We start from the raw sequence: 24,919 nt of genomic DNA on the forward strand, positions 1-24,919 counted from the left end.
AAGCAGTTCCAAGCGACACGCGATCGCCAGATATGTCGTGCCTGGCGGGTGGAAAGGCATGACAAAACGGGCCGTCAGCACCGATCAGCACGGTGGGTTTTGGCAATAACGGGCTTGCGAAAGCCAACTTGCACGGGCGAAGGATCAAAAAGTGCTCGCTGGCGGTGATAGGGAAAGTGTCGGCGCCGGCTTCACGGATTCAGGGAACTTTATGGGCAATCTGGGAGAAATCTCGAACCTTCTCACTCAGGGTGAATATAGAGTCTAAATGCGTGTCTTTTGAGTAAATATAATTGTTTTCACTATCAATCGAGTCGCCTAGAATACTTGCAAGGCTTCCTCTGGCATCAAAACAGTTTATGAAAGAATCGAAACTATTGTGATCGAATTCCAGGCTAGCTTGAAGCGTTATATTTTCATTGTCGATCTTCGCAGCACCATTGAAAAGCGCCTCTATTTCACCATATGTGTCAAACAACTGCTCATACAGGGCTTTAAGCTGATCAGAAGCTGCTTTCCCTTGTTCGAGAGTGCTTTTGACCTTCTTGCCTGCTTCTTGAATAGCTCTAAGCTTAGCTTCTTCCCGTTTTTGCGCCTCTAGAAGTCCCTTCAATTCGTTTTGGCTTTTTACTTTAGACGAGAATTTTTCAAGACTTTCCGTGGTATTTATAATTCTTTCATCTAGCGAGCCTATCAAGCTATTAGCGCGGCGAATGTTCTTTCCCGCTTCTATTGGCAGGTCATCAATGATTTTCTGAATCTTAGCCAGTGTTATCTGAACAAGGCGGCTTCCAGTGTGAAACCGTTTTTTTTCTGACTCTTCAGAATTCGTCATAAGAGCTACGTTTCTAAACGAATCTTCCATCTCTCTTACTAATTCATTTTTTAGCTCAGTGTGTATTTCAATATATCTTAAAAGAGACGAACGCCTTTTTTCGCTAACTGACAATCTGTCGCTAAGCTTTTTATAAATTTTTCTTTCGTCAGGAGTAAAACCTGATGATTTTTTTATTTTTTCTATTTTTTCTTTTATTTTTTCTTTTTCATTATTTACCGAGTTCTCAGCTCCTATTTTTTCCTTTTCGCCCTTTTCTTTTGCATACTTGTGTCTGAGCGATACAAGTTTTGTAACCTGTGTGCTGATGCTCTCATTCAACGAATCACATTTTTTAAAAAGCTCTTCAGCACCTAGCTTTATTTCCCTGTCTTGATATAGAATTTCGAGTACAAGCTCATTGAGTTGATCTCGACCACTTTCCTCGGCTAATTTATTTATATATAGCTGAGGTATGTAGGTTATTGGTCGTTGTTCGTTTGTTTCTCTAAAGCTTTGTTTAGTGTTGTCGTTCCAAGTGATTTCAAAGTCGAAATTTGATTCATTTTCAAATTCTGGATAAGTACTTGCCTTTGCTAGATCACACTTCTTTACGGTTTCCTCTTTATTTGCCGTCCTTGAAATATGATAGAGTAAAAGCGATTTCCCTGAGGATTTGCCACCAATAATCGAATTTAAATCCGAATTTAATTCTATTTTATATTCAGGAAAAATATTTTTCCCACTGGAATCTTTGAATCGAACAGAGTCTATAACTTCATAGCTTACCTTATCGCCAGGGCAAGTATCTTGAATAGCAACCCGTGACCTCGGCTCAAATACTACCTGCTTGAGGCCCTCAAAAGTAAGATCAGCCTTTATCCAAGTGTTATTTTCTTCGTCAGGCTCAAAAAGTGTTTCGTATGCATGTGCATCGGAGCCCCATATACAAGCTTTAGGTAAGCCAAACTCTTTTCTGAAAGAGGAAGGATTATCGTGATAATCTCCGAGCAAGAAGCTTCTCGTACGCTTGTTAGATGAGAATATCAGTTGGCTCTGTTGAATAAGTGTCTTCCGCGTACCGTGACCGGCCGAGTTCCAACTTACTCTGCTAAGGTCTTCGTCACAAGGCAAAGCTAACAAGTAGTTTTTTTTGAATCTTCCATCTTCGGTGAGTAGTTCAGCTATTTCGCTTGTATTGACCGACGCATTGCAGATCCCTACCGCAAGGGCAGATTGGCCTCTAAACTCGGGGTGTTCTTCAATTAGTCTGTTACCATATTCTATCAAGTTTTCTTTGGTTAAGACTCTTCGCTCTGCTTTGAGCCCTGTTTCAGCGTGAGTTTCAAACTGTATTCTAGATAAAAACTCGCTTTGGATTAATGTGGGAGACAATTCATTGGAAAGGATAACGTGGAAGTTGGTCCGCCTATTCCATTTTAAGTCGACCTCTTTGCCTACTACTAGTTTGTCCAAGCGAAACTCGAGATTCGGGAAAATAGCAATATTCTTAATTTTCCTGATTTCATCCTCATCAAATAGCTCAGCTAGTTTATCATCGTTGAGAATATAGTCTTCGACTACTTTTTTATAGCCGTCAAGAAGGCAATAGTCGGTCAGGCCAATGGCACTTACATTATGATCTATTGCTGATCGAAAGAGTTTTCTGACGTAATTGTCGAAGTCGTCGCCGAACTGGTTGTTCAGAATTGAAAATGGAGTATGGACATGGAGGTCCCACTTTCTCCAAATTGATCCTTTTGAGCAGTTTTTCACATATCCCTCGCAGTCAACCGTAAGAATTGCTTTTTATTGTCAAACTATCGTATACACAGGTCGGCGCGAATACAAAAAAATCTAGGCCTTTCGACAAGTCTTGTACCCAGAGCATTACGTAGTTCAAGCCAAATACTGTTTGTAATCATCCTCTAAAATAGATGCATAAAGCCCGTCGGAAGGGGACGGGCCTGAATGGTTTTTTGTTTAGGATTCCGGGGGCTGAAGGCCATCGAAGTGCGCCTCCAAATTGTCCAACTGCTTCAGGTTTGCCCTGACGAGACGTCGCATGTGAGTGAGGTTTGCATTCATGATACGCACTATCTCAAACCCGGCTTCGGTCTCCTCAATGATGGGCCTTTCCCAGTCGTGAGCGCGGTTAAATGCGGGTTTTGAGTACCGATGTTTCAGGGCTCGGCGGATGTGTTCACTGAAAACCGCATGCCCTTTACCGTTTTTCACTCTTACGAAGGTGTTGTAATACCAGTGCATCTCCAAGCTGCCGTGCAGCATTCTCACCCGGCAGCCGTGATGGCCAGGGTAGCCTCTCGTTTCCTTGGTTCGATGAGCCTCATTATGTGTCCAGAAATAGTCCGACAGTCGCTGAGCGAGATAGCGTAGGCGTGCTCGCTCCATATCCAGACTTTTGGATAGCGATTGTAGATACTGTCTGCATTGATCAAGCGCCATTCGGCGCCCCTGTTGATGGTCAAACTCCCCGGCGCGAGCCACCTCATGCCACTTATCGGTGATTTCCTGAATGGTTTTGGGTTTGCTCATTAGCATTCTCCTGTTGGTTGATGTTCAAGAGAAATGCTACTGGCCGCAGAGACAAACCCACGGGTCTGTAATTTGCCAATTTGGGCAAAAGTAGCCGTTTACCCCCAGATTATCTGGAATTTTTATCGACCTGGCGGCGTGTTTTAAACTTCCGGTTGAGAAATGCTTCCAGCTTGTCAGCATTCAGGTATGTGATGCCGCAGATCGCCAGGATAACGGCGACAAAGCCGAGGAAAGCAATGAGTGTGACGGACATATCGATCATGTGAGTTCTCCTGTTTTCGTTCTTTGATTGCAAATTGCAGCCTATGCTGCATCTGACTGCTTTTGTTCCTTTGCGACAGAGGCAATCAGATGGCGCGAACAACCCAGGATGTCCTGGATTTCACTATAGCTATGACCGGTGCGCAGTAAACTGGCGATGTGTTGTCGCCTCTTCAGATCAGGTTGGCGACCCTGATACTTACCCTCGCTGCGGGCCTTTTTGATACCCTGATTCTGGCGGCGGCGTCTGTCCTCGTAATCTTTGCGGGCTACCGCTGCCAGCATGTCGAGCATCATGCTGTTGACAGCCTGCAATATGGAATCGGTGAAGCCGGTGTTATCCTTCTTGTCCAGTGCAAGCCAACTCGTGGGCAGTTCTGGCGAGACAATTGCCAACCGTTTGGCTGACAGCTTCTGTTTGAGCGTATCCCAGTCCCGCTGTTTAAGGCGGGCAAGCCGGTCTATCTGCTCCACCAGTACAATGTCACCTTCACCGGATTCGGCAATCAGTCGCATCAGTTCGGGGCGATGCAATGTGGCTCCGGAGACATTCTCGGTATAAAAGGCAGCAATGCGCTGACCGTGTTGCTCGGCAAACTGGATTAGCGATGCTTTGGCCCGCTCGGCATTTTGTTCCTGGGTCGATGCTCTCAAATAGGCGCGTATAAACATTAATGCCTCCTCAGTCTGTTATAAGTGGTTCCGCTTGGCCGGTCTGTTTTAAATGGTTCCTTGTCATGTTGAACGGCCTGAATTGTTGGTTCTCCTGATGTGTACCCATAAGGAACCACCTCAAGAGTCGAAAAACTGCCCGAACGGATCATCCTCCCGGAGGATCGGATTGACTCTGAAGTCATCGAACAGATCGCCTGCGCCTTCTTGACTCCCGGTGTCGGAGGTTGTCGTGCTGCTTGGACCGTTTTCTTCCCTACCACCGCCTCGACTAAACGACGCCATCTTTTTCTCGAATTCAGGAAACGTCATTTCCCCATCGGGTCCCTTGTCGAAAACCGTCTTGTAAGCATCGACTGCGGCCATTGCGAAGCGAATGAGCAGTACGACCACCCAAAGCAGGAACAATAGATACCATGCGTAAAGCGCTGCATCGGTACCCCTTAAGGCGAGCTCCACAACGCCGATCCCGGCGAGCCCCACTGCTACTATTTTTATCACCCTCACCATGGTTTCAGTCCCCGATAGATCTTTACTTCGAAGCTACCAGAACCTGAGAAAATGCAAGTTTTGCCCGACGTCAGGCCGCAGCGGCTTGCCCGGCCAGCCATGGCAGTTTCACCTTGCTGTAGGCATCATTTGTCATCGCCCTCAAATCTTCCGTGTTCAGGCGTGAAACCAGCCACGCAGTGCCTTGATATCGAACGCGCGGATAGTTGGATGGCTGAAATACGCCATGAGGGAGGTCGTCCTCATCACCCAGCCACTGTCTGAGCCGCAGATCGATACACCAGCCCTGTTCGAGCTCAATCCAGCAATGGGGAGCGGTGGCTATTCGGCTCAGCCGGTCCTCTGCGTATCCGATACGACATTGATGGAAGATGCCTTGCTCGCTCAGGGCATTGCTGATCACAAAGGTCATGCAGTCGCTATCGATTTTGGCGTCTTCAAGCGGCAACAGAGCGAACTCAAGTTCATCATGCCAGTCACTCATGATCTGGCTCCTTGAACATCAGTCGCTGGCCCTGCTCGTAAAGCACAGGGTACGGCAGCGGTTCGCTATCCTGGATGACGGTGCCGGGAGGAAAATACATCAACATCCAGGATGGTAAGGCACCACTGACCGTGCGATAGAACTCATCCACAGGGAAGCTGAGTTGCTCACCTGATTGCCGGAAAACGAGGCGAGAATAATTCTCTGGATGATTAGCCGCGATGTTGTAGCTTTCGGGCTCAGCACCTTCCACGTAGGCTGGAGACTTCCAGAGATTCGGCGTTTTGATGTTGTAAGCAACCACACATTGACCTGCACCGCATCCATGCTCAGTGCTTTCAATGGACCAGAGCATCAGTGGATGGCCATCAATCTCAGGCGTCTCCACGTTACTGAGTTTGGTGGCGCTCAACGCCATATCATTGGCAGCTAATCGGATGGCCTGGTCCACCAGATCCACATACTGCTCATATGCCTGAGCCTCCGAAGTGGCCATCGACGCAGGCATCCATCCCATCAGGCTTGGTCTCGCCGACGGATCATCCGGTGTCATCATGATGTCAGTAGCGTTGAACAGAAACGTTTGGCTACCCGAGAGATGTCGAAGCGGTGCATCGAATGAAGTCGCCAGGCTGGCGAGATTCAGTAATGGCACCGACATGCCTTTGCTGTAGGAGCGAGAGCCATCCCCAGAATCACGCAAGTCCATATCGTAGATGCCACCGGCTCTTGCCAGGTTCAAAGCCCGAGACTCTTCTGGATTGTAGGCTCGTGGGGTGGCCGCGCAGCCAACCAGGGCAGCGGCCAGTATTGCTGTAGTTAAGGGTGCTAATCTTTTCATTATGTCCTCCTGCTTTCATTAAATATTCTCATGAGGTTGAGAATATGCAAGAGGAAAACTAAAAATAATTCTTTTAAATCAATAGTTTGTACTAACAGGACAAAGTTCAAAACCGGACGTAGCGAAAAGTTGGCGGGGCAGGCATATCTTTGGCTATAAAAGAAAATAGCACTTTTGATCAGCAGAGGTTACATATGGACAGCGTCGCCGCAATTACTCTGACGGCGGTGGCTGGTGCTATTCTGGATGACCCGAAACCAAGGTCGCGGGGCCATTCTTATTGACTCCGGCTGTTTACTGGTAAGAAAACGCGGTCATTTGTTTTACTGATTAGGAATCTATATCTGATAGGATCAGTCAAATATTCAAAGAAAGATTATTGTGTTTGACTGATTTAGCGTTGGGAGGCATTTATCCAAGTAGAAGAAGAGCTTGCGGCCATCGCATTGAGGTTATCTGAGCTTGAGAAGGAAAAAGTAGCCTTACTTTCCTGGAGGAACGAGCTTCAGCGAGCTGCACAATCACCCACATCAATGCAATTGACTCCCAATCAAAAAGCTGAGTTATTCCGGGGGCTCTTTCGCGGCCGACAGGATGTCTATGCGGTTCGCTGGGAAAGTAGCTCGAATGGACGTTCCGGTTATGCTGTCGCCTGTGCAAATGAGTGGGTACAGGGTATCTGTCAGAAACCCCGGATCAAGTGCGGCGAGTGCCCTCACAAAAAGTTCAAGCCTCTGGATTTCAGTGCAGTGTATGACCACCTGTCCGGCAAGCATGTAGCAGGGTTATACCCATTGTTGCCGGACAGTTCCTGTTATCTGCTGGCTGTAGATTTTGATAAGGAGGACTGGAGAGCAGATGTTCGTGCGCTGGCCCAGGCTTGTCGTGATGAAGGTGTCCCTTATCTTGTAGAGATCTCCCGGTCCGGTGCGGGTGCCCATCTATGGGTCTTCTTTTCGGACGCCGTTCCAGCCTGGTCCGCGAGGGCTTTGGGGTTCAAGCTGCTGGACAAAGCTATGGAACGCCACCCAGGCCTGTCCTTCGATTCTTATGACCGGCTATTCCCCAACCAGGATACGATGCCCGATGGTGGATTTGGCAATTTGATTGCCCTTCCGCTTCAGCATGAGGCGCGAAGTCGTGGATGTACTGTATTCGTCGACGATAAGCTAACCCCGTATCCGGATCAGTGGGCGCTACTTAGTCAGCAAAAGACCGTTTCGCTGGCTCAGCTTCGAGATATGGTTGGAAATGAGCCTGATTCCGATGCGATAGCAGAAGTTGCGTTACCGTGGGAACAAGCTTTACCGGTCGATACTGGGATAATTTCAGGATGTCCCGAGAGCATCACGCTTACCCTGGCCAATCACATTTATATGAAGTTGTCAGACATACCCGGGACACTGGCGGCACGAATAAAGCGCATGGCGAGCTTTGCCAATCCAGTATTTTTCAAAACCCAGGCACTTCGATTTTCAACTCATGGCATCCCTCGTTACATATCATGTGCCCGGATTGAGCAAGGTTATATCTCGGTACCGAGAGGCTGTTTTGATGATCTTCAGGCATTGTTGCACGAACAGGGAATATCGGTAGAAATCGATGACCGCAGAATGCCCGGCCAGTTGCTGCCTGAAGTCAGCCTGAAAGCAACGCTGCGTCGTGATCAGAAAAAGGCTGTGACGGCGCTTGCCGATCACGATACCGGAATACTTCATGCTCCGACCGCTTTCGGCAAAACCGTAACCGCTATTGGCATTGTCGCCAAGCGGCATGTAAACACGCTGATCCTCACTCACAGTCGTCAGTTACTGGATCAATGGAAGGAGCGCCTGGAGACCTTTATTGAGGGTGCCTCCGTAGGTGTGATTGGCGGTGGCAAAAAGAAACCTACTGGTCAGATCGACGTTGCTACCTATCAAAGCCTGATCAACAAGAAAGATAATACGGTCTCAAGTAAAGTCCGGGAATACGGGCAGGTCATCATCGATGAATGCCATCACATTTCAGCTCCCCGTTATGAAATGCTGCTTAACGAAGTCAGCGCCCGATATGTTGTAGGCCTCACCGCAACGCCTGACCGTCAGGATGGCCACCAAAAAATCATGTTTATGGTCGCAGGACCCGTTCGTCACAAAGTCAGGGCTGAACATGGGTCTAAGTTTGTCCAGCGTGTCATCGTTCGAGAACGTCATGAAACGCCACCGACGGACATCTTTCAAAATAACGGTGAACGACCACACATAGCATCCGTCTACCGTTGGCTCTCCCATAGCACTGCCCGGAATCAGGATATAGTTCGGGATGTCGTACGCTGCGTTCAAAACGAGGCCAACTGTCTTTTGCTGACCGAACGAAGAGAGCATGCTAAGACGCTGGCAACATTGTTGGAAGCTAAGTCTATATCGTCGGTTGTTTTGCGCGGCGGGATGCGCGTCAAGGAACGCCGGGCTGCCGAATCGCAGTTGCACGAAGCTCAAGTTATTGTTGCAACCGGGAAATACATTGGTGAAGGTTTTGACTTGCCTCGGCTGGACACTTTGTTTCTGGCTCTGCCCATCGCCTGGAAAGGAACACTGTCGCAGTATGCTGGCAGGATTCACCGGGATGCCGACGGTAAGCAGGAAGTTACTGTCTACGACTACCTGGACAACAGCCTGCCAATGCTTGAACGCATGTTCCGAAAGCGCGAGAAAGGTTACAAGGCGATGGGATACCAGTTTGCCCAATCCGAGCCGCAAACACGGCTACTGTAAACTTTCCAAAGAAAGGGGAAACATGGCTGAAACGAAATGTGCTTCAGGCCTGCTTCAGAGGTAACTCGTGGGGCTTTACGCGTCTCACGTTCTTAGCTTCTTGTTCATAGGCACGATGACGAACATCCCATAACTCAACCGCGTGCTGAATATTCAGCCAGAACTCCGGCGTATTCCCCAAAGCCGCTGCGAGTTTGATGGCCATGGGTGCTGTCAGCGTGCCTTTGTCATGTGCAATCCGGCTGAGTGTATTTCTGTGCACACCCATTGCTTCGGCCAGTTCACTGATTTCTATTTTCATCGGCTCCAGAAACTCGCTGACCAGCATTTCGCCAACTGTCACTGGACGACGTTTTGTATTCCTCATTACCATAACCTCCTCTAGCCCTTGTAAACATGCGGGTCTAGATATGTATCTTGGGCGGTGCCATCTTCCCAGCGAAAAATCAGGCGATACTGTTTGTTAACCCGAATGGAACACCATCCAGAAAGGTTTCCCTGCAAATGTTCAAAACGGTTACCCGGCGGAATCCTCAAGTCTGACTCCTGCGTCGCGGCATCCAGAATCTGAATCTTTCTGAACAGAGCGCCTTCAATAGTGCTGGGTATTTTCTTGTGGCTTTGGTCTTCGTCGTAGAAAGCCTCCAGCCATATATCCCTGAATTCAACCGCCATAGTTACCTGATCGCTTTTTACTCATTATATGCACAACAACGTTGTGCGTCAAGTCCGTTCAAAATGAGAACGGATCCGTTTGGAAAACGATGTTACTATAATTTGGTCTGACAGAAAGGGACTATCGAGCAACTTCAAGGCGCTGATTTCATAGAGATAAAAGCGTATACAAGGCTCCCAGCTTCCCACTTATCCCAGTTTAAAATGGGTCGTCAGGAGCCGACGCAGAGGAAATTTGCCAATATTTTCACTTTTTTTCGCAAATTTCAGCACTCCAATAGTGCTCCACGAGTTTCATAAACTTATGTTTTTAAAGTATTTTATACATTTTGTATCGGCAAATAACCGAGCCACTCGTAACACATCATCCACCACGACTATCCGTCACTACTCGCCCACCAGCCATTTAGCGCGGTAGTGGCTGTCGCTCCCCAGCAGCGGTGTCACCTGCGACATCGCTGCAGCAAGCTGCTCATCCAGCCCCCAGGGCGGATTGATGACCACCATACCGCTACCGTACATCCCGTGCGCACTCTCCCCCGCGGCCCGTAGCAGCAGCTCGCTGTGCCAAATTTTACGAATACCGCTCGCTTCAAGCCCGCTGAGCAACGTTTCGTGATGCCCAGCAGGCAGCAGCGGGTACCAAATCATCAACACGGCGTGGCGCACTTTTTCCAGGGTATAAGCAACCGCGTCGACAACCTCTTGATACTCCGCTTTGCGCTCGTAGCTAGGGTCTACTAACACGCACATTCGTGGCGTCGCCACCGGCACCAACTGTTTCAGCCCCTGCAACCCATCGCCGTATACGCGACGTGCCTGCTTTGGCAGCGTCTGGCCACTCAAATGTTTATGCTCACCCGGGTGTAGTTCAAATAGACGCAGTTGGTCATGGTCACGTAGCGCCTTAGCAAGCCACCAGGGTGACCCCGGGTAGTGAGATAGCACATCAGCGTTGGGTTGTGCTGAATTCAAAGCGGTAAGCCAACGGCTAAGCAACGGGTCGCTCAGCTGCTGTCGGGCCTGCCAGAGCGGAGCGATGCCTTCCCGATACTCTTGAAGCCGCTGGGTCTCTTTGGTGGCTAGCGGATAGAGGCCTCTCCCCGCATGACTATCAACATATGTAATTGCTGATTTTTTACGTAATAAATAATCAGCCACCGCAAAAAGCGTTAAATGCTTCTGGACATCGGCAAAGTTTCCGGCGTGGTAGGCGTGTTGATACGACAGCATGGCAGCTCGCTAGCAATTGAACAAAAAAAAAGCCCGCTATGTGAGCATAGCGGGCGTTGGACGGCAATGCCGAGATTAACGCATATTACTGGCCGTTGCCGGTAGGCGTCAGGGTGATTTCTACACGACGGTTCTGCGCGCGGCCCTGCTCGGTAGCATTGCTTGCCACCGGCTGGTTAGCACCATAGCCCATGGTGTTCAACCGCATGGAGGACACGCCGTTCTGACTCAGGTAGCTACCAACCGACTGGGCACGGCGCTCTGAAAGGCGCTGGTTGTAGCTGGCATCACCGGTACTGTCCGTGTGGCCGGCAATGTTTACACGGGTATCGGTGTACTGAGTGAGAACATTCGCCACTTCGTTCAGGGCGCTGCGCGCATCAGCTGTGAGTTCAGCGGAATCAAACCCGAACGTGACGCTGCTAGGCATGTTAAGCACAATATCATCGCCACGGCGGTCAATTTCAATACGCGAGCCTTGCAGATTGTCACGCAACTGCTGCTCTTGACGGTCCATATAAGCACCCATACCCGCGCCGGCAGCCGCGCCTACTGCGGCGCCAATTAGCGCACGGTCACGACGGCTCGTACTGCCATCACCGGATAAAGCGCCCGCCGCTGCACCAATCGCTGCACCAATGCCGGTGCCCATGGCGGTGCTCGAGCGCTGCGTTTGACCGCCGTAAGGATCGGACGTCGCGCAGCCAGCCAGTAATATCGCCGCTGCCAGTGGGGTCAGTAGTCGAGAAATACGCATCACTCACTCCTTGCTTATGATTGGGTTATTGCCTTATTGATCGCTGGTCACTTGTACTGATCACTTCACTTGTACTGATCACTCTTCGCTGATTAAGGCCAGCAACTCATTTAAGAATAATAGACCTTGAGGCGATGCACGCAGCTTTTCAGGCATTTCCATTAAAAGTCCTTTTTCTTGAGCACTGTGTAAACGCGCAAGTAACAGTGCCTCTGGTTGGCCAGTGTGAGCCGCCCAATCCGCCAATGGTACCCCTTCGGTTAAACGCAGCGCGTTCATGGCAAACTCCAGCGGTAACTCGTTTGGCTCAATGAGCTGCTGGCCTGCTACGAAGCCACGCGGATCATTGGCACGGCGCAAGTACGCATCGGGCTGACGCGTTTTCCAACGCCGTTCGATCTGCCATTTCCCTTGGAAGTCTATGTAGGAGAGCTTTCCATGAGCACCTGCACCGATTCCCAGGTAGTCGCCAAATCGCCAGTAGTTCAGGTTATGGTGGCTCTGTAGCCCCGGGCGGGCATAAGCGGAAATTTCGTAGCGCTTTAAGCCAGCCTGTTCAAGACGCTGGTGACCTGCTTCCTGAATGTCCCACAACGCCTCCTCCTCCGGCAAAGGAGGAGGGTGAGAAAAAAACGCCGTATTGGGCTCCAGGGTGAGTTGGTACCACGAAAGATGCTCAGGATCGAGGGCAAGCGCCTGATCAATATCTTCCATGGCTTGCTCAGGTGTTTGTTGGGGCAAGCCGTGCATGAGATCGATATTGAGGTTATCGAATCCCGCCGCTCTGGCTTCACCGATGGCAGTCACCGCTTCGTTGCCGGTATGAATTCGCCCCAACGCACTCAGTTGAGTGGGGCGGAAACTCTGCACCCCCAAAGACAATCGATTGATACCGGCTTCCCGATAACCAATGAACCGCTGCTGCTCGGTCGTGCCTGGATTGGCTTCCAGGGTGATTTCAATGCTAGGCGAAAAGGCGAGCCGCTCACGAATGCCATCGAATAACAGTCGATAAAACGTCGGCGATAGCAAGCTAGGCGTGCCGCCACCAATAAAAATGGTTTGAAGAGTACGGCCAGACGCCAGCGCCAAATCGCCGTCCAAATCACTCAGCAAGGCGGCCAAATAGGCCGCTTCGGGAAGTTCGCGGTTGTCGGGCTCATGGGAGTTGAAATCGCAGTAAGGACATTTGCGAACACACCACGGCGTATGAATATAAAGCGAGAGCGGCGGCAATCGATTAGCCATGCGCCACCTTCAGAATGTCCACCAACGTGTGTAACGCACGGCCTCGATGGCTCAAGCGGTTCTTCGTTTCACTGGGCAATTCTGCCACGCTCATCCCCTGATCGGGTAGCCAGAACAGCGGATCGTAGCCAAAACCGCCCTCGCCACGCGGATGAGCCAATACTTCTCCTTCCCAACTTCGTTGAACGATCACCGGTACTGGGTCTTCTGCATGGCGTAAATAGACCAACACACACCAGTAACGCGCCGTGCGCTGGCCTTCCGCGCACTCACTCAGCGCTGCCAGCAGTTTCTCGTTGTTACGCTCGTCACTTTTCGGCTCACCGGCATAGCGAGCAGAGTAAATGCCAGGCGCTCCATGCAACGCATCGACCTCCAGACCTGAGTCGTCGGCGAGCGCCGGTAACCCGCTTACGCGACTCGCTTCACGCGCCTTTAACAGCGCATTTTCAACGAACGTTAGTCCTGTCTCTTCGACATCGTGCACATCAAACTCCGCCTGGGGGCGAACATCCAGCCCAAGGGGTGATAGCAACTGATTGAATTCTTTTAATTTTCCAGAATTTCCACTGGCTAAAACGAGCGTATTGGCTGCATTCATAGGGGTGACTCCTTCACATGATGGGGTCAGTTTACGCCTATAGAGAACACAGCTAAAGGCGACTCAATGTTACTCAGTGTATCTTTTCGCTCAGCGCAGTCATGACCACTATCCACTGTTAAATGCATCTAAAAACAATATCTTGAACTATATATTCCAAAAAAGTAATAACAAAGCGCAAATTACTTTTATGATTATTTTGATAACAAATCTTTACGAAATGCATCTTATAGGCAACACTCATTTGGTCACCTACTCACGCTTTACGCTCATGAGGCCTCCCCAATGTCCCAAGAAAAAACGCACGGCTTGGTGTACATCGTCACCGAAAAAAGCCCCCAGTCGCAGCTTTTTGCCGACTATTTACACGAACACACGGGCTGTACGGTCAGCATTCATTCACCGCGCAGGCCGCTGCCTGCCACCCTTCCCAACAAACTGCTGATCCTTATCGATAGCGATCACATCGGCGTAGAGGAGCTACCCGAGTGGCAGGAAAACCTTCCCGATAGCCTGGCCAAAACCTCACTGGCCGCTTTCAACATCCGCGATATGGACCACGCGCTGGAGGCTTTGTCCTGTGCCCAACTCAAGGGGGTCTTTTATCGTAACGAAAGCCTGGAAGTGATTTGTAAAGGTATCCACGCGCTGTTGGAGGGGGAGCTGTGGATGTCGCGGGATTTGATGGCCCGTTTGATTCTTTTTTACCGAAAGTACCAAAGCAACGCGTTTCGCCCTGCCTGCGGCTTGACCAACCGAGAAATGGAGATCATTTCGTTACTCAGTGCAGGCTCTTCCAATCAACAAATTGCCGACAAACTCTTTGTGAGTGAGCACACGGTTAAATCACATCTTTACAACATCTTTAGAAAAATCAACGTGCACAATCGAATTCAAGCGCTCAATTGGATCCATCAAAACCTGGGACCCATTTTGCCTAATATCGAAACGGCGCGCAGCCTGCAGCGGCATCCGCAATGACTCAATGAGAGATAAGCATCATGGCTGCTAAGCATAAAATTTCTATTGCTCTCTTATGGTGTTTAACAAGCATTGCTAACGCTCAATCAAATGAGCCCGTCGATACATCGTCACTTGCTAGAAATGAGCAGGCCGAGGTAGATGCGATTAACCAATTATCGAGCCCGGACGGACCAGAGATACAAGGCCGGTCAACTGGCAGTAGTGAACTGACCGGAATCATGGTGGACCGTACCATCACTATGGCAGGAAAAACGTTCTACCGAGCATTTAGCCAGCGAGCAATGGATAACGTCATCATCGGCAATGCCACTATCACCATTCAAGAGCGCCCTGATGCTCGATGGGGCAGTCAGGTATGGGTCATGGAAGGCAACCGGATGTACTTTAGAACGCAGCTTTCTCCAAGAATCAGCGAGGCTGATCGCGTAGCGGGAGACGCTGTAAAAATCGTCGAAGACGCACTACTCCAACAACAGCTCTCAGCCGCTTTGACCTCGGACAGAGACTTGGGGAAAGAGGAGATATTTTGATGAAAACGTTAAAGAAAGTCGCCAGCATAGGGCTAATGACGATAGCGGTAACGCAAGCACAGGCAGGCAACTTGATCTATCAGCCCATCAACCCTTCGTTTGGTGGTGACCCTTTTGTGGGTAGCTACTTATTAGGTAAAGCACAGGCACAGGACACGACGACGGACCCGAACACACGCAGTGTACAGTCTCTATCATCAACGGAACGTCTACTACAAAACTTGGAGAGCCGGTTGATCTCCCAATTGATTTCTGATGTCAGTCGTGGAGAAGTCGACGAAGGTAGTTTCGATAGCGACGAGTTTGGCGTTGTCGTCAGTGATAGTAGCGGACAGTTAGTGGTTCGTGTCGTCGATAAAATAACCGGCGACGTGACTGAAATTAGCGTAGGCGGTTTATTCAACCCTTAATGATCAAAAGTACGAGTAACAAAAAAGTACGGCTTAAGTTATTCAGGGGAACAACATGAAAATAATTGCCTCGATCGTCATTGCTGGGTTACTCAGCGGATGCGCTGGGATGGTAGCCACGTCGGAAAATTTAGAGGGGGCACAAGCAACGCTGACACCAAGAGGTGCTACCTATCAAGACCTGGTGTCGTTACCACCTCCCGCCGGAAAAATCTTTGTCTCTGTGTATGATTTTCGAGACCAAACCGGACAATATCGACCCGCCCCGGCTAGCACCTTTTCAACGGCCGTCACCCAAGGGGCCGCTGCTATGCTCACCGGCGCGCTCGCTGATTCAGGCTGGTTCATACCACTGGAACGGGTAGGCTTACAGAACCTATTAACCGAGCGACGCATCATTCGCGCTGAGTTCGAGCGTTTTGGCCAGCCCGATACCTTGCCGTCACTACGCGCGGCTTCCGTCATGCTCGAAGGAGGAATCATCGCTTATGAATCCAATATTCGAACAGGAGGAGCGGGAGCGGAGTACTTCGGTATCGGTGCATCAGGTCAATATCAAGTAGACCAAGTAACCGTCAATTTGCGTGCGGTAGAAATATCCACCGGTGAAATACTTGCCAACGTCACCACCACCAAAACTATCTACTCCAAAGAACTCCGAGCCGGCGTGTACCGGTTTATCGACTTTAGGCGTTTGCTAGAGGCAGAGGCAGGTATCACCACGAACGAACCTGTACAGTTAGCGGTGATGTCCGCTATCGAGTCTGCGGTGATTCACTTGATTGCACGTGGGGTGGAAAACCGTCTTTGGAACTTATCACCAGGAACCAATCTACAGGATACGGTTCTAGGTGACTACCTCAACGAACCTATACCTATGCTTTAAGTAGCTATTCTATCTATTAATCAAAGCCGCTTCCTTAAGCGGCTTTTTTATTAAAGGCTTCTATCTTTCAGGCTATAGGTACTAGTATTAAAAAACTCATCAATTAAGATTAAAACCATAACCTATATATTCATAAAAAACACCAACTTTATAAGTTAAGGATTAGAAAAATTTCCGATAGCGCCTTCTTTTAAATCGTCCAAACTCAACACAGGAAACAAAAAGACACATAACGTTTCAAAAGGAAGGCCCAATGAAACCGTTCAACCAATTACCAGCCCATCAAAAGACAGGATCCGTAGCCTCCTGCATGGCATTGGTAATGGGTGTCTTACTAACCAGTTTAAATCCAGAAGCTTCAGCAAACGACCAGTTCATTGACAGCATGTCTAGAGTCACACAATACGTAGAGTCTCAAGATGTCAGCCATTTAAAAGGCAATGTGAGCATCATTCAGCAGCAAGGCATTAACAACAGCGCGAGCGTCGTTCAATCTCGTTCAGCGAATTACCAATTTAAAAACTTCGCTTACATTAAACAAACTGGATATAACAATCAGGCCAATTTGATCCAGCACAATGGCAACAACATTGGCGTGATTGTTCAGCAAGGCTATAACAATAGCGTTACGGCTATTCAAGAAGGGAACAGTGTTGGAGTTGCACTGAACGCTATTCAAATTGGCTTTAACAGTAACCTAATGATTTCACAATCGGGCAGTGGCCTACGCGATGTAAATGTCCACCAACAAAACTACTCGGGCACTTCACGACCGGTCACTATCGATATCAACTGAGTCGCACCTGGCTTCTCAGTTCACCACCAAAGCAAGTTGATCGAAATAAAGGGGAAACACCATGAAACTGCAACTAACCGCTCTTGCTGCCGCTGTTAGCTTAGCTTTGTCCAGCGCTGCTATAGCTCAAACAACAGTAACATCGAATTCAAACCTGAACTATACAAGTATTGGCCAGCCTCAAGGAGGCGGATATGGTGTCGACAATGGAAATTCAACCGTAGATAATGCCGAATGGACAGGTTTTCCGCCATCCCGTGATGGAGCGTTTACTACGTTTCAGGATGAATTGGATAACATGGACGGCTCTACTGCAGGCCCAAATGAAAACTTATCGACCATTGACCAGACAGCTACTGGTACTACAGGCAACCAAGCAAGTGTAACACAGAGTGGTGGTTCACAAAACGAATCAAACGTAACACAAAACAAATTAAGTAGTACTGGCTCAGCATTAAAAGCTGATGTCATCCAAATTGGTAATAGTAACCGATCAGATGTTGATCAAGAGCTTAGCACAGGTGCTATTGCAAATATTTCGCAGCAAGGTGATAGTAACCTGTCTCGAGTAGATCAGTTTGGAGCCGACCGTAATGGCGCGGATGTATCTCAAACCGGTAATGGCCACCAATCGATTATTCATCAGGGAGTACTGACTGGTGGAGCAGCTGATAATAATGCATGGGTAAATCAAACTGGCGAAAGTAACCAAAGTTATATTCGTCAGCAGTGGTCTGATAACTATGCCGATGCTAACCAAAGTGGTATGGATAATATTAGCCATATTAAACAAGCAGGCGATGCTAATATGGCAATGCTGGATCAAAGTGGCGATGAGAATACGTCCTACATTCTGCAAGGTTCGGCGGGGGTTGGCGACTTCAATACCGCATATGTGGATCAGTCCGGTAGTTATAACGACTCATATGTATCCCAACTAAACGGCAATGATAACAAAGCAAATGTTAATCAAAGTGGCACATATGGAGAGTCTAATGTGTTACAAAATGGTAACAGTAACTTCGCTGATATCTCACAATCAGGAGAAGGAGATATCTCTTGGGTAATTCAGAACGGTGACAATAAATCTGCCACTGTCGAACAATCAGGTGTGGGTGTTCCTGGTGCCGAATTTAATGAATCGTTCATTATTCAAAGTGGAGCAGGTGCGCACACAGCATATGTCAATCAAGCACATGCTCCTGCTGGCGGTTGGAATAACATTTCAACTATCACTCAAACTGGTACAGTCAACGCATCTGCGAGTGTGATGCAGACAGGTAGTGGCAACCGCGCTTCCACTATCCAGTATTAATCATTAGCCAGTCCAATATTCTCATACCGCCCCTTCCGGGGCGGTTTTTTTGTGTTGTCACCTAACGCACCACCACCGTCAGCGTGCCGCCCTTGCCTTGGGTTGAGGAGCGCGAGCGGTTGCTGCCTTTGACGATATCCACTTCCAGTCGCTCATCATCACTCAACAACTTGACCGTTCCTTCTAGGGTGTCGCCTTCAAAGGTGAACTCTGCGGGTACAGTGCCGCGGGTTTCAGGATGTTCGACAGTTTCGCCGTTATGGGTAATGCGCCAGTGGGCTGAGAATTCTGCGCCAGGGGAGCCGCTCATGGTGATGTGGATTTGGGTCATATCCTGCTCCTGTGCGGCTAGCCCTGAGATGGGCAAGCCAAGGGTAAGTACGGCGATAAACAGCGTGCCGTATCGTCGTGAAACGTGCCAAGCCAATGATCGTTTCATGTTAGCTACCTCATTAACCACAAGAGCCGCTCAACATGAGCGGCTCTTGCAGTGTAGCAGGCGTTCTAACTACCAGTTACCTAGTGTTACATAACAGCAAAGGCTTTTTCTGCAGCATCCAACGTTAGCTGAATATCTTCCGGTGTGTGGGCACTCGACATAAAGCCAGCTTCATAAGCGGAAGGTGCGAGATAAACACCGTGATCAAGCATGGCACCAAAGAAACGGCGGAAAGCATCGGGGTTACACGCCGTGGCTTGAGCAAAGTTATCCACACGGGACTGCGAGGTGAAGAACACGCCGAACATGCCACCTGCAGACTGGGTCATCATCGGTACCCGCGCCGCGTTGGCACGCTCTTGCAGGCCGTTACATAGCGTTTGCACGCGCTGACTCAGGGCATCGTGGAAGCCCGGCACCTGCAGCTTGGTGAGAAGTGCTACCCCGGCGGCCATAGCCAGCGGATTCCCCGACAGCGTGCCTGCCTGGTACACCGGCCCCAGCGGAGAGATGTTCTGCATGATGTCGCGCTTACCGCCAAACGCGCCGACTGGCATACCGCCACCAACGATCTTACCCAAGCAGGTCAGATCCGGCGTGACACCGTAGTAAGCCTGGGCACCGCCCAACGCGACGCGGAAACCGGTCATCACCTCATCAAAAATCAGGATGCTACCGTACTCGTTACAAACGTGGCGCAGGGTTTCCAAGAAACCTGGCTGAGGCGGAATGCAGTTCATATTGCCCGCCACCGGCTCGACGATGATGCAGGCAATTTGCTCACCGATCTCGGCAAAGCACGCTTCAACGCCTTCCGGGTCGTTGTAGGAGAGTGTGATGGTGTGCTCGGCCAGCGAGGCCGGCACGCCCGGAGAGCTGGGCTCGCCGTGGGTCAAAGCACCGGAGCCCGCTTTTACCAGCAGGGAGTCCGAGTGGCCGTGGTAGTTACCCTCGAACTTGACGATCTTATCGCGACCCGTGGTGCCCCGCGCCAGCCGAATCGCTGACATGGTCGCTTCGGTGCCCGAGCTGGTCATGCGCACCATTTCCATGGAGGGAATCATGTCGCAAATTAGGTCGGCCATGGTGGTTTCCACGGCCGTGGGGGTACCGAACGAGAGCCCGTTATCCAACCGTGCCCGCACCGCGGCCAGTACGTCTTGATCAGCATGACCGGTAATCATCGGTCCCCAGGAGCCGATGTAATCGACGTAGCGGTTGCCCTCGACATCGAAGAGGTAAGCGCCCTGCGCACGTTCCATGAATACCGGCGGGCGGTGCAACCCTTTGAAGGCTCGCACGGGAGAGTTCACGCCCCCAGGAATATGGCGACTCGCGAGGTCAAACAGTTCAGCAGATGTGGTCATGGCATCCTCTATATAAATGTCTTACTACCAATGAGATCAAAAGCGCACGGGGCGTGGCAAGCGATTCGGCAAGCACTGCCCGCTCGGGGGCTGGTAGCCGTGAGACAAGCTCTCCCAGGTAAAGTGCTGCGCCTGTTCACACGCCGTTGGTAAGCGCTCACCTACCGCTAGACGCGCTGCTAAGGCTGACGCGAGCGTACAGCCGGAACCATGAAATACTTCCGGCAGCCGCGGCCATTGCCACTGGCGAGTGGTGTCGGGCGAATGCAGTGTATGCACCACTTGCTGTGCCGTACCGGGTAATGGGTCATCCGTTGCCGTCACCAGCACCGCTTGGCAACCCTGAGACAGTAGTGACACCGCACGGGCGGTATCGTCATAAGGCTCATGGATCTCAGGCGTCAGCGCCGCTAGCTCAAAGCGGTTCGGGGTTAAGATATCCACAAGCGGTAACAGCCGATCACGGTAAAGCGCCTGCAAAGCCTCTGTGGATAACATAGTGCCTCCCCCTGCTTTGAGAACCGGGTCAGCAACCACGGGCACCCCTGGAAAACGGCAAATAATTTGCTCCGCAGCCCGCAGCGTAGCTTCATCCGCCAGCAGGCCGAGCTTGATCGCGGCAATCTGCATATCACCGACAGCTTCGGCCATTTGCCGCATGGCGCCAGGGTCGGCTGGCATTACCCGCGACACGTTATGGCAGTTCTGCACGGTCATCGCCGTGGGGATCGTCACCGCCCAACCGCCACAGGCGGCGATGGCTTCGCTATCAGCGACCAGTCCGGCACCGCCCGTGGGGTCATGACCCGCTAGCACTAAAACAACAGGGGGAAGAGGTTGACGCATCAAAAGGGCTTCACTACCGCCAAAAGAATAATCGCGACCAGTGCAATCACGGGAGCTTCATTGAACCAGCGAAAAAATACGTGGCTCTTGGTACAACGCGACTGGTCAAACTGCTTAAGGTAAATCAAGCAAACGTGGTGGTAAGCAATTAACAGTGCCACCAAGGTAAGCTTGGCGTGCATCCATCCTTGGCTAAACCAGGCGGGCACCAAATAGAGCATCCAGCCCCCAAAAATCAGTACCAGGATCATCGACGGGGTCATGATGCCACGGTAAAGCTTGCGCTCCATGGTTTTAAAGTAAGTGATCGCTTGCTCATCACCTTTGTCGCGTGCCATGGCGTGGTACACATAAAGTCTTGGCAGGTAGAACAGTGCGGCAAACCAAGTAACAACGGCCATCAAGTGAATAGCCTTTACCCATTCGTACATGGTCTCTCCTTAGGCGGTGACGTATGGCTAGGAATCAGTCTCGCGGGCATCTGTTTGCCGAGCGTCAGTGTAGTGGTAATAACGCTCGATCGCGCCCCGGGTAATGATACCTGAAATTCGCTGCTGCTTTGGTCGATAGCCATGCACCACATAAAGCGCCCCAAGCGCACTGTCTTGAAGCTTTAAAAACGCTTCCGATAGTGTTGCCTGCAAACCAATCGGGGCCATTTCCAGCCGCTGGCCGGGAATCTCCAAAAGATCAATTAACTCATCTTCCGGCGGCACTTCTCCATCGAGCGCCTTATCGTGCTCCAGCAGCCAGCGGGCAAGCTCTGCTGCCTTTAGCCCCAGTACCGGCTTATCCTCACTGGAGCGCTCAATCACCAGCCACATGGGATTCGTTTCTAGCAGGCGGCGCGCCTGGTCGAGAGTGATCATGCGCTCGGTACGCACCAGCTGACGCTCCATCACGGCAGGCACCGACACTCGGGAAAGCGCTTGCATCAGCGGCTGCTGTAACGGATGCAATCCATAGCGTACTGAACTAATGAAAAAACCTTCACACCCCGTCAACTGCCGCGACGTTAAGCAGGCCACCACCACGACCAGCATCCCCGGTAGCATAATCGTCGGTGTATGAGTGAGTTCTAGCAGTGCCATCAACGCCGCCAACGGTGCCTGAAGAACAGCCCCCATCATGGCTGCCATACCGAGCATGGCATAAATCCCTGGGTCAGCAGCTTTCTCAGGCCATAGCCAGCCCCCTAACATACCGCCTAGTGCACCAGTGGCCGCCCCAGCGACCAGTACCGGGCCAATAATGCCGATCGGCACGCCGCCTGCAACGGTAATCGCAGTAATCAACAGCTTGGCAACCATCAGCGCCAATAGCACATTGATCGCCAACTGATTATTCAGCGCTGCCGCCACGCTGTCGTAACCAATGCCTTGGATTTCAGGAAACCACCACGCCAATACCCCGGTGCCGACACCCACGACGCCCAATCTCAACCACAGCGGCAGGGTTTGTAGGCGCTGACTTCGTGAAATATGGATGAAGAGGCCTGCCATCAAACCTATGACCAAGCCAATCACCACGATCCAGGGCAGGTTCATCAGCGACCCTAACGCCACCTCAGGAATCCGAAATGCGGGCGCATTGCCATACATCACCTGCGCCACCAGCGCGCCCATGGTGGAGGCTAAAATCACCGGCATAAAGCTCATCAGGGTGTACTCCATCATCACCACTTCCATGGCGAAGATCACCCCAGCAATGGGCGTGTTGAACGAGGCCGAAATACCGGCTGCCGTGCCACAAGCGACCAACACCCGCAAGCTATTATTGGGCAGCCGCAGCTTTAGCCCTAACCCGCTGGAAGCCGCCGCGCCTAAATGAATCGCAGGGCCTTCGCGCCCGGCGGATAAGCCACCCAACACGGAGACGACCCCCACCCACCATTGGTTCAGCCAGTTACGCAGTGGAAAGCGCCCCTGGTGATAGGTGAGACGCTCAATCACATGGCTGACCCCGAGCTTGCGCGCAGCGGAGCGCTGCCGATATAGCAACAGGCCAATCAATGTGACGGCGACGATCGGCAGAAGTGCTCTCAGCCACGGTGACAATCCTTCGAAGGCTTCCGGCTCCCCCTCCGGCATATAGAGCACCGCCCCGGCTTCAAGCAGCAGGCGAAACGCCACCATCACTGCCCCAGTAATCACCCCAGACACCAACCCCAGCACACACAGCTGCGGTAAGGCATCCACGTTCGCCAACTGGCGGCGAAAGCTCTCTAGAGTGAAATCTGACCGAGAAAAACGTGCCACAACGTCCGTCCTTGCGTTTATTGTTCGTTTCATTGTCTCGCGTTGCGCAGCGCTCTTAAGCGCTGGCTCTCTTGTGTATCATAGCTGGATACACTTCAACAGCCTGGCCACACTGATTAGGCTGTTAATTATTCAAGCGTCGATTGCGCGAAGCGCACAAGGAGTGGTTTGTGATTAACGTTGGCATCGTGGGTGGCACCGGTTATACCGGCGTCGAACTTCTCAGACTGCTGGCTCAGCACCCTCAGGTAAACGTCAAGGCCATCACCTCTCGCTCGGAGACTGGCGTAAAAGTGTGCGACATGTACCCCAATTTACGCGGTCACTACGACACGCTGGCATTCAGCGAACCCGACGCCAAGGCGCTAGGCGCAATGGATGCGGTGTTTTTTGCGACTCCCCACGGCGTTGCCCATGCCTTAGCGGGCGAGCTGCTGGCCAACGGCACCCGCGTCATCGACCTCTCTGCGGACTTCCGCCTGCGGGATGCCGACGAGTGGAGCCGTTGGTACGACCAGCCCCACGGCGCGCCGGAGCTGCTTGAAGAAGCCGTTTACGGCCTGCCCGAAATGCACCGCGAAAAGATCAAAACGGCTCGTTTGATTGCTGTCCCTGGCTGCTATCCCACCGCCGTTCAGCTAGGCTATCTGCCGCTGTTAGAAGCTGGCTTAATTGATCCGAACCAGCTGATTGCCGACTGCAAATCTGGTGTGACCGGTGCTGGCCGCGGTGCCAAAGTTGCTTCGCTGCTGGCCGAGGCCAGTGAATCCATGAAGGCCTACGGCGCGGGTGGCCACCGCCATCTGCCGGAAATTCGTCAAGGCTTGGGCGATATGCAGCCCAACCCAGTGGGGTTGACCTTTGTTCCCCATCTAACGCCTATGATTCGCGGCATTCACGCCACGCTTTACAGCACGCTGACCGCCGAGCCAGAAGATCTACAGGCGCTCTTTGAGCAGCGCTACGCCAACGAGCCGTTTGTCGATGTCATGCCCGCCGGCAGCCACCCGGAAACCCGCAGTGTCAAAGGCAACAATACCTGCCGCATCGCGGTCCACCGCCCGGGTAACGGCAATACGGTTGTGGTGCTTTCAGTCATTGATAACCTGGTGAAGGGCGCTTCTGGGCAAGCCATTCAAAACCTTAACTTGATGTTTGGCTTTGATGAGCACATGGGGCTTAACGCCCCCGCGCTGATGCCCTAACGTTTGAGGAATTCCCAGCAATAGTTGACCAATTTGCTGGGAATTACCCATAATCACCCCCTAATACGGATTATTCGTTCTTAAAGCTCGCGGGAGGTACCCATGAGCGGTGCAGAAGCTTTTGTTCCAACCCCTTTATTACTCTCTGATAGCGCCCGTAAGCGTATCAAAGCACTGATGGCAGAAGAGAGTAACCCTGCGCTTAAGCTGCGCGTGTACGTGACCGGCGGCGGCTGTTCTGGCTTTCAATACGGTTTCGACTTCGCGGACAGCGTTGCCGAAGACGACACGCTGATTGAGTTTGGCGATGCCACGCTGGTGGTCGACCCGCTCTCTTATCAGTATTTGGTAGGCTCCACAGTGGATTACGAGGAGGGCCTAGCAGGGGCTCGATTTCGTATCCAAAACCCCAATGCCACTACCACGTGCGGATGTGGCGCCTCGTTTATGGTGTGACCAACGTTGGTGACAA

General features: G+C 51.2%; 27 protein-coding genes. 9 read left to right on the forward strand and 18 right to left on the reverse strand.

Going from position 1 to position 24,919, the window contains the following annotated elements:
* Positions 1–199: 199 nt before the first annotated feature.
* The 7 genes from AC13CN_RS09445 to AC13CN_RS09475 all read right to left on the reverse strand — a co-directional run bounded on the left by AC13CN_RS09445 (position 200) and on the right by AC13CN_RS09475 (position 6,141).
* Positions 200–2,590 (reverse strand): TrlF family ATPase, encoded by a 2,391-nt coding sequence (locus AC13CN_RS09445; protein WP_483053124.1) that lies wholly within the window; start codon positions 2,588–2,590, stop codon positions 200–202.
* 207 nt (positions 2,591–2,797) lie between these two features.
* Positions 2,798–3,370, reverse strand: a complete 573-nt coding sequence (gene mobI / locus AC13CN_RS09450; RefSeq protein ID WP_034819437.1) for a conjugative transfer protein MobI(A/C) — start codon at positions 3,368–3,370, stop codon at positions 2,798–2,800.
* Positions 3,371–3,479: 109 nt separating this feature from the next.
* A complete protein-coding gene (locus AC13CN_RS09455; RefSeq protein WP_162838081.1) occupies positions 3,480–3,635 on the reverse strand; it encodes a hypothetical protein in 156 nt (51 codons plus the stop codon).
* Positions 3,636–3,676: 41 nt separating this feature from the next.
* On the reverse strand, positions 3,677–4,306 hold the full coding sequence (locus AC13CN_RS09460; RefSeq protein WP_034819439.1) for a recombinase family protein: 630 nt from the start codon (positions 4,304–4,306) through the stop codon (positions 3,677–3,679).
* Between the two features lie 120 nt (positions 4,307–4,426).
* Positions 4,427–4,816: a hypothetical protein gene (locus tag AC13CN_RS09465; RefSeq protein WP_034819441.1), complete on the reverse strand. Its 390-nt coding sequence runs from the start codon at positions 4,814–4,816 to the stop codon at positions 4,427–4,429.
* A 70-nt stretch (positions 4,817–4,886) separates the two neighbouring features.
* Positions 4,887–5,300, reverse strand: a complete 414-nt coding sequence (locus AC13CN_RS09470) for a hypothetical protein (protein WP_034819443.1) — start codon at positions 5,298–5,300, stop codon at positions 4,887–4,889.
* Positions 5,293–6,141, reverse strand: coding sequence for a hypothetical protein (locus AC13CN_RS09475; RefSeq protein WP_054641673.1), 849 nt, complete (start codon positions 6,139–6,141; stop codon positions 5,293–5,295). The genes AC13CN_RS09470 and AC13CN_RS09475 overlap by 8 nt, the downstream gene beginning before the upstream one ends.
* Before the next feature lie 533 nt (positions 6,142–6,674).
* Here AC13CN_RS09475 and AC13CN_RS09480 point away from each other — a divergent pair.
* Positions 6,675–8,897, forward strand: coding sequence for a TOTE conflict system archaeo-eukaryotic primase domain-containing protein (locus AC13CN_RS09480; protein ID WP_233420293.1), 2,223 nt, complete (start codon positions 6,675–6,677; stop codon positions 8,895–8,897).
* A gap of 43 nt (positions 8,898–8,940) precedes the next feature.
* Here AC13CN_RS09480 and AC13CN_RS09485 read toward each other — a convergent pair whose 3' ends face one another.
* The 6 genes from AC13CN_RS09485 to rdgB form a co-directional block, all read right to left on the reverse strand.
* Entirely contained in the window at positions 8,941–9,264 is a 324-nt protein-coding gene (locus AC13CN_RS09485) for a HigA family addiction module antitoxin (RefSeq protein WP_054641672.1), read from the reverse strand.
* 14 nt (positions 9,265–9,278) lie between these two features.
* Entirely contained in the window at positions 9,279–9,572 is a 294-nt protein-coding gene (locus AC13CN_RS09490; RefSeq protein ID WP_044628576.1) for a type II toxin-antitoxin system RelE/ParE family toxin, read from the reverse strand.
* 387 nt (positions 9,573–9,959) lie between these two features.
* On the reverse strand, positions 9,960–10,805 hold the full coding sequence (locus AC13CN_RS09495) for a 23S rRNA (adenine(2030)-N(6))-methyltransferase RlmJ (protein WP_054641671.1): 846 nt from the start codon (positions 10,803–10,805) through the stop codon (positions 9,960–9,962).
* A gap of 85 nt (positions 10,806–10,890) precedes the next feature.
* Positions 10,891–11,562, reverse strand: coding sequence for a YiaD family glycine zipper/OmpA-like lipoprotein (locus AC13CN_RS09500; protein ID WP_062361041.1), 672 nt, complete (start codon positions 11,560–11,562; stop codon positions 10,891–10,893).
* 78 nt (positions 11,563–11,640) lie between these two features.
* Positions 11,641–12,810, reverse strand: coding sequence for a radical SAM family heme chaperone HemW (gene hemW / locus AC13CN_RS09505; protein WP_054641670.1), 1,170 nt, complete (start codon positions 12,808–12,810; stop codon positions 11,641–11,643).
* Positions 12,803–13,411, reverse strand: coding sequence for an RdgB/HAM1 family non-canonical purine NTP pyrophosphatase (rdgB, locus tag AC13CN_RS09510; RefSeq protein WP_054641669.1), 609 nt, complete (start codon positions 13,409–13,411; stop codon positions 12,803–12,805). Before rdgB ends, hemW begins: the two co-directional genes overlap by 8 nt.
* 285 nt (positions 13,412–13,696) lie before the next feature.
* Between rdgB and AC13CN_RS09515 the strand changes: the two genes are divergently transcribed.
* The 6 genes from AC13CN_RS09515 (at position 13,697) to AC13CN_RS09540 (ending at position 18,332) form a co-directional block, all read left to right on the forward strand.
* Positions 13,697–14,392: a LuxR C-terminal-related transcriptional regulator gene (locus AC13CN_RS09515; protein WP_044628581.1), complete on the forward strand. Its 696-nt coding sequence runs from the start codon at positions 13,697–13,699 to the stop codon at positions 14,390–14,392.
* Between the two features lie 20 nt (positions 14,393–14,412).
* Entirely contained in the window at positions 14,413–14,925 is a 513-nt protein-coding gene (locus AC13CN_RS09520; protein WP_062361043.1) for a CsgE family curli-type amyloid fiber assembly protein, read from the forward strand.
* The gene (locus AC13CN_RS09525; protein ID WP_044628583.1) at positions 14,925–15,335 is read left to right on the forward strand and encodes a curli assembly protein CsgF; all 411 of its coding nucleotides are present in this window, start codon (positions 14,925–14,927) and stop codon (positions 15,333–15,335) included. Before AC13CN_RS09520 ends, AC13CN_RS09525 begins: the two co-directional genes overlap by 1 nt.
* Before the next feature lie 55 nt (positions 15,336–15,390).
* A complete protein-coding gene (locus tag AC13CN_RS09530) occupies positions 15,391–16,221 on the forward strand; it encodes a CsgG/HfaB family protein (RefSeq protein ID WP_044628584.1) in 831 nt (276 codons plus the stop codon).
* Positions 16,222–16,474: 253 nt separating this feature from the next.
* Positions 16,475–17,017, forward strand: coding sequence for a hypothetical protein (locus AC13CN_RS09535; protein WP_052509917.1), 543 nt, complete (start codon positions 16,475–16,477; stop codon positions 17,015–17,017).
* 61 nt (positions 17,018–17,078) lie between these two features.
* Complete coding sequence (locus AC13CN_RS09540) at positions 17,079–18,332, forward strand: hypothetical protein (RefSeq protein WP_058577318.1); 1,254 nt, start codon at positions 17,079–17,081, stop codon at positions 18,330–18,332.
* 61 nt (positions 18,333–18,393) lie between these two features.
* Here the strand turns inward: AC13CN_RS09540 and AC13CN_RS09545 are convergent, their stop codons facing one another.
* From AC13CN_RS09545 to AC13CN_RS09565, 5 genes are all read right to left on the reverse strand, one after another.
* Complete coding sequence (locus AC13CN_RS09545; protein ID WP_054640712.1) at positions 18,394–18,771, reverse strand: hypothetical protein; 378 nt, start codon at positions 18,769–18,771, stop codon at positions 18,394–18,396.
* 86 nt (positions 18,772–18,857) lie between these two features.
* The gene (gene hemL, locus AC13CN_RS09550; RefSeq protein ID WP_058577319.1) at positions 18,858–20,138 is read right to left on the reverse strand and encodes a glutamate-1-semialdehyde 2,1-aminomutase; all 1,281 of its coding nucleotides are present in this window, start codon (positions 20,136–20,138) and stop codon (positions 18,858–18,860) included.
* 36 nt (positions 20,139–20,174) lie between these two features.
* Complete coding sequence (thiD, locus tag AC13CN_RS09555; RefSeq protein ID WP_054644923.1) at positions 20,175–20,984, reverse strand: bifunctional hydroxymethylpyrimidine kinase/phosphomethylpyrimidine kinase; 810 nt, start codon at positions 20,982–20,984, stop codon at positions 20,175–20,177.
* The gene (gene hemJ / locus AC13CN_RS09560) at positions 20,984–21,415 is read right to left on the reverse strand and encodes a protoporphyrinogen oxidase HemJ (RefSeq protein WP_058577321.1); all 432 of its coding nucleotides are present in this window, start codon (positions 21,413–21,415) and stop codon (positions 20,984–20,986) included. The genes thiD and hemJ overlap by 1 nt, the downstream gene beginning before the upstream one ends.
* 27 nt (positions 21,416–21,442) lie before the next feature.
* Positions 21,443–23,242 carry a chloride channel protein gene (locus AC13CN_RS09565; RefSeq protein ID WP_062361044.1) on the reverse strand — a complete coding sequence of 600 codons (1,800 nt, stop codon included), beginning with the start codon at positions 23,240–23,242 and terminating at the stop codon, positions 21,443–21,445.
* Positions 23,243–23,412: 170 nt separating this feature from the next.
* On the opposite strand from AC13CN_RS09565, the gene argC reads away from it, so the two are divergent.
* The gene (gene argC / locus AC13CN_RS09570; RefSeq protein WP_062361047.1) at positions 23,413–24,447 is read left to right on the forward strand and encodes an N-acetyl-gamma-glutamyl-phosphate reductase; all 1,035 of its coding nucleotides are present in this window, start codon (positions 23,413–23,415) and stop codon (positions 24,445–24,447) included.
* A gap of 102 nt (positions 24,448–24,549) precedes the next feature.
* On the forward strand, positions 24,550–24,903 hold the full coding sequence (erpA, locus tag AC13CN_RS09575; protein ID WP_062361049.1) for an iron-sulfur cluster insertion protein ErpA: 354 nt from the start codon (positions 24,550–24,552) through the stop codon (positions 24,901–24,903).
* The last annotated feature ends 16 nt before the right edge of the window (positions 24,904–24,919 follow it).

Source organism: Vreelandella sp. L-25, from assembly GCF_056857535.1.

Excerpts from the sequence above, each read along its gene's own strand:
- AC13CN_RS09500 (WP_062361041.1), bottom strand. The coding sequence starts at position 11,562 with ATGCGTATTTCTCGACTACTGACCCCACTGGCAGCGGCGATATTACTG.
- AC13CN_RS09485 (WP_054641672.1), bottom strand. The coding sequence starts at position 9,264 with ATGAGGAATACAAAACGTCGTCCAGTGACAGTTGGCGAAATGCTGGTC.
- AC13CN_RS09525 (WP_044628583.1), top strand. The coding sequence starts at position 14,925 with ATGAAAACGTTAAAGAAAGTCGCCAGCATAGGGCTAATGACGATAGCG.
- AC13CN_RS09475 (WP_054641673.1), bottom strand. The coding sequence starts at position 6,141 with ATGAAAAGATTAGCACCCTTAACTACAGCAATACTGGCCGCTGCCCTG.
- AC13CN_RS09535 (WP_052509917.1), top strand. The coding sequence starts at position 16,475 with ATGAAACCGTTCAACCAATTACCAGCCCATCAAAAGACAGGATCCGTA.
- AC13CN_RS09530 (WP_044628584.1), top strand. The coding sequence starts at position 15,391 with ATGAAAATAATTGCCTCGATCGTCATTGCTGGGTTACTCAGCGGATGC.
- hemL (WP_058577319.1), bottom strand. The coding sequence starts at position 20,138 with ATGACCACATCTGCTGAACTGTTTGACCTCGCGAGTCGCCATATTCCT.
- mobI (WP_034819437.1), bottom strand. The coding sequence starts at position 3,370 with ATGAGCAAACCCAAAACCATTCAGGAAATCACCGATAAGTGGCATGAG.
- AC13CN_RS09490 (WP_044628576.1), bottom strand. The coding sequence starts at position 9,572 with ATGGCGGTTGAATTCAGGGATATATGGCTGGAGGCTTTCTACGACGAA.
- erpA (WP_062361049.1), top strand. The coding sequence starts at position 24,550 with ATGAGCGGTGCAGAAGCTTTTGTTCCAACCCCTTTATTACTCTCTGAT.
- AC13CN_RS09540 (WP_058577318.1), top strand. The coding sequence starts at position 17,079 with ATGAAACTGCAACTAACCGCTCTTGCTGCCGCTGTTAGCTTAGCTTTG.
- AC13CN_RS09470 (WP_034819443.1), bottom strand. The coding sequence starts at position 5,300 with ATGAGTGACTGGCATGATGAACTTGAGTTCGCTCTGTTGCCGCTTGAA.
- rdgB (WP_054641669.1), bottom strand. The coding sequence starts at position 13,411 with ATGAATGCAGCCAATACGCTCGTTTTAGCCAGTGGAAATTCTGGAAAA.
- AC13CN_RS09455 (WP_162838081.1), bottom strand. The coding sequence starts at position 3,635 with ATGATCGATATGTCCGTCACACTCATTGCTTTCCTCGGCTTTGTCGCC.
- thiD (WP_054644923.1), bottom strand. The coding sequence starts at position 20,984 with ATGCGTCAACCTCTTCCCCCTGTTGTTTTAGTGCTAGCGGGTCATGAC.
- AC13CN_RS09515 (WP_044628581.1), top strand. The coding sequence starts at position 13,697 with ATGTCCCAAGAAAAAACGCACGGCTTGGTGTACATCGTCACCGAAAAA.
- AC13CN_RS09545 (WP_054640712.1), bottom strand. The coding sequence starts at position 18,771 with ATGAAACGATCATTGGCTTGGCACGTTTCACGACGATACGGCACGCTG.
- AC13CN_RS09465 (WP_034819441.1), bottom strand. The coding sequence starts at position 4,816 with ATGGTGAGGGTGATAAAAATAGTAGCAGTGGGGCTCGCCGGGATCGGC.
- hemW (WP_054641670.1), bottom strand. The coding sequence starts at position 12,810 with ATGGCTAATCGATTGCCGCCGCTCTCGCTTTATATTCATACGCCGTGG.
- AC13CN_RS09460 (WP_034819439.1), bottom strand. The coding sequence starts at position 4,306 with ATGTTTATACGCGCCTATTTGAGAGCATCGACCCAGGAACAAAATGCC.
- hemJ (WP_058577321.1), bottom strand. The coding sequence starts at position 21,415 with ATGTACGAATGGGTAAAGGCTATTCACTTGATGGCCGTTGTTACTTGG.
- AC13CN_RS09495 (WP_054641671.1), bottom strand. The coding sequence starts at position 10,805 with ATGCTGTCGTATCAACACGCCTACCACGCCGGAAACTTTGCCGATGTC.
- AC13CN_RS09520 (WP_062361043.1), top strand. The coding sequence starts at position 14,413 with ATGGCTGCTAAGCATAAAATTTCTATTGCTCTCTTATGGTGTTTAACA.
- AC13CN_RS09480 (WP_233420293.1), top strand. The coding sequence starts at position 6,675 with ATGCAATTGACTCCCAATCAAAAAGCTGAGTTATTCCGGGGGCTCTTT.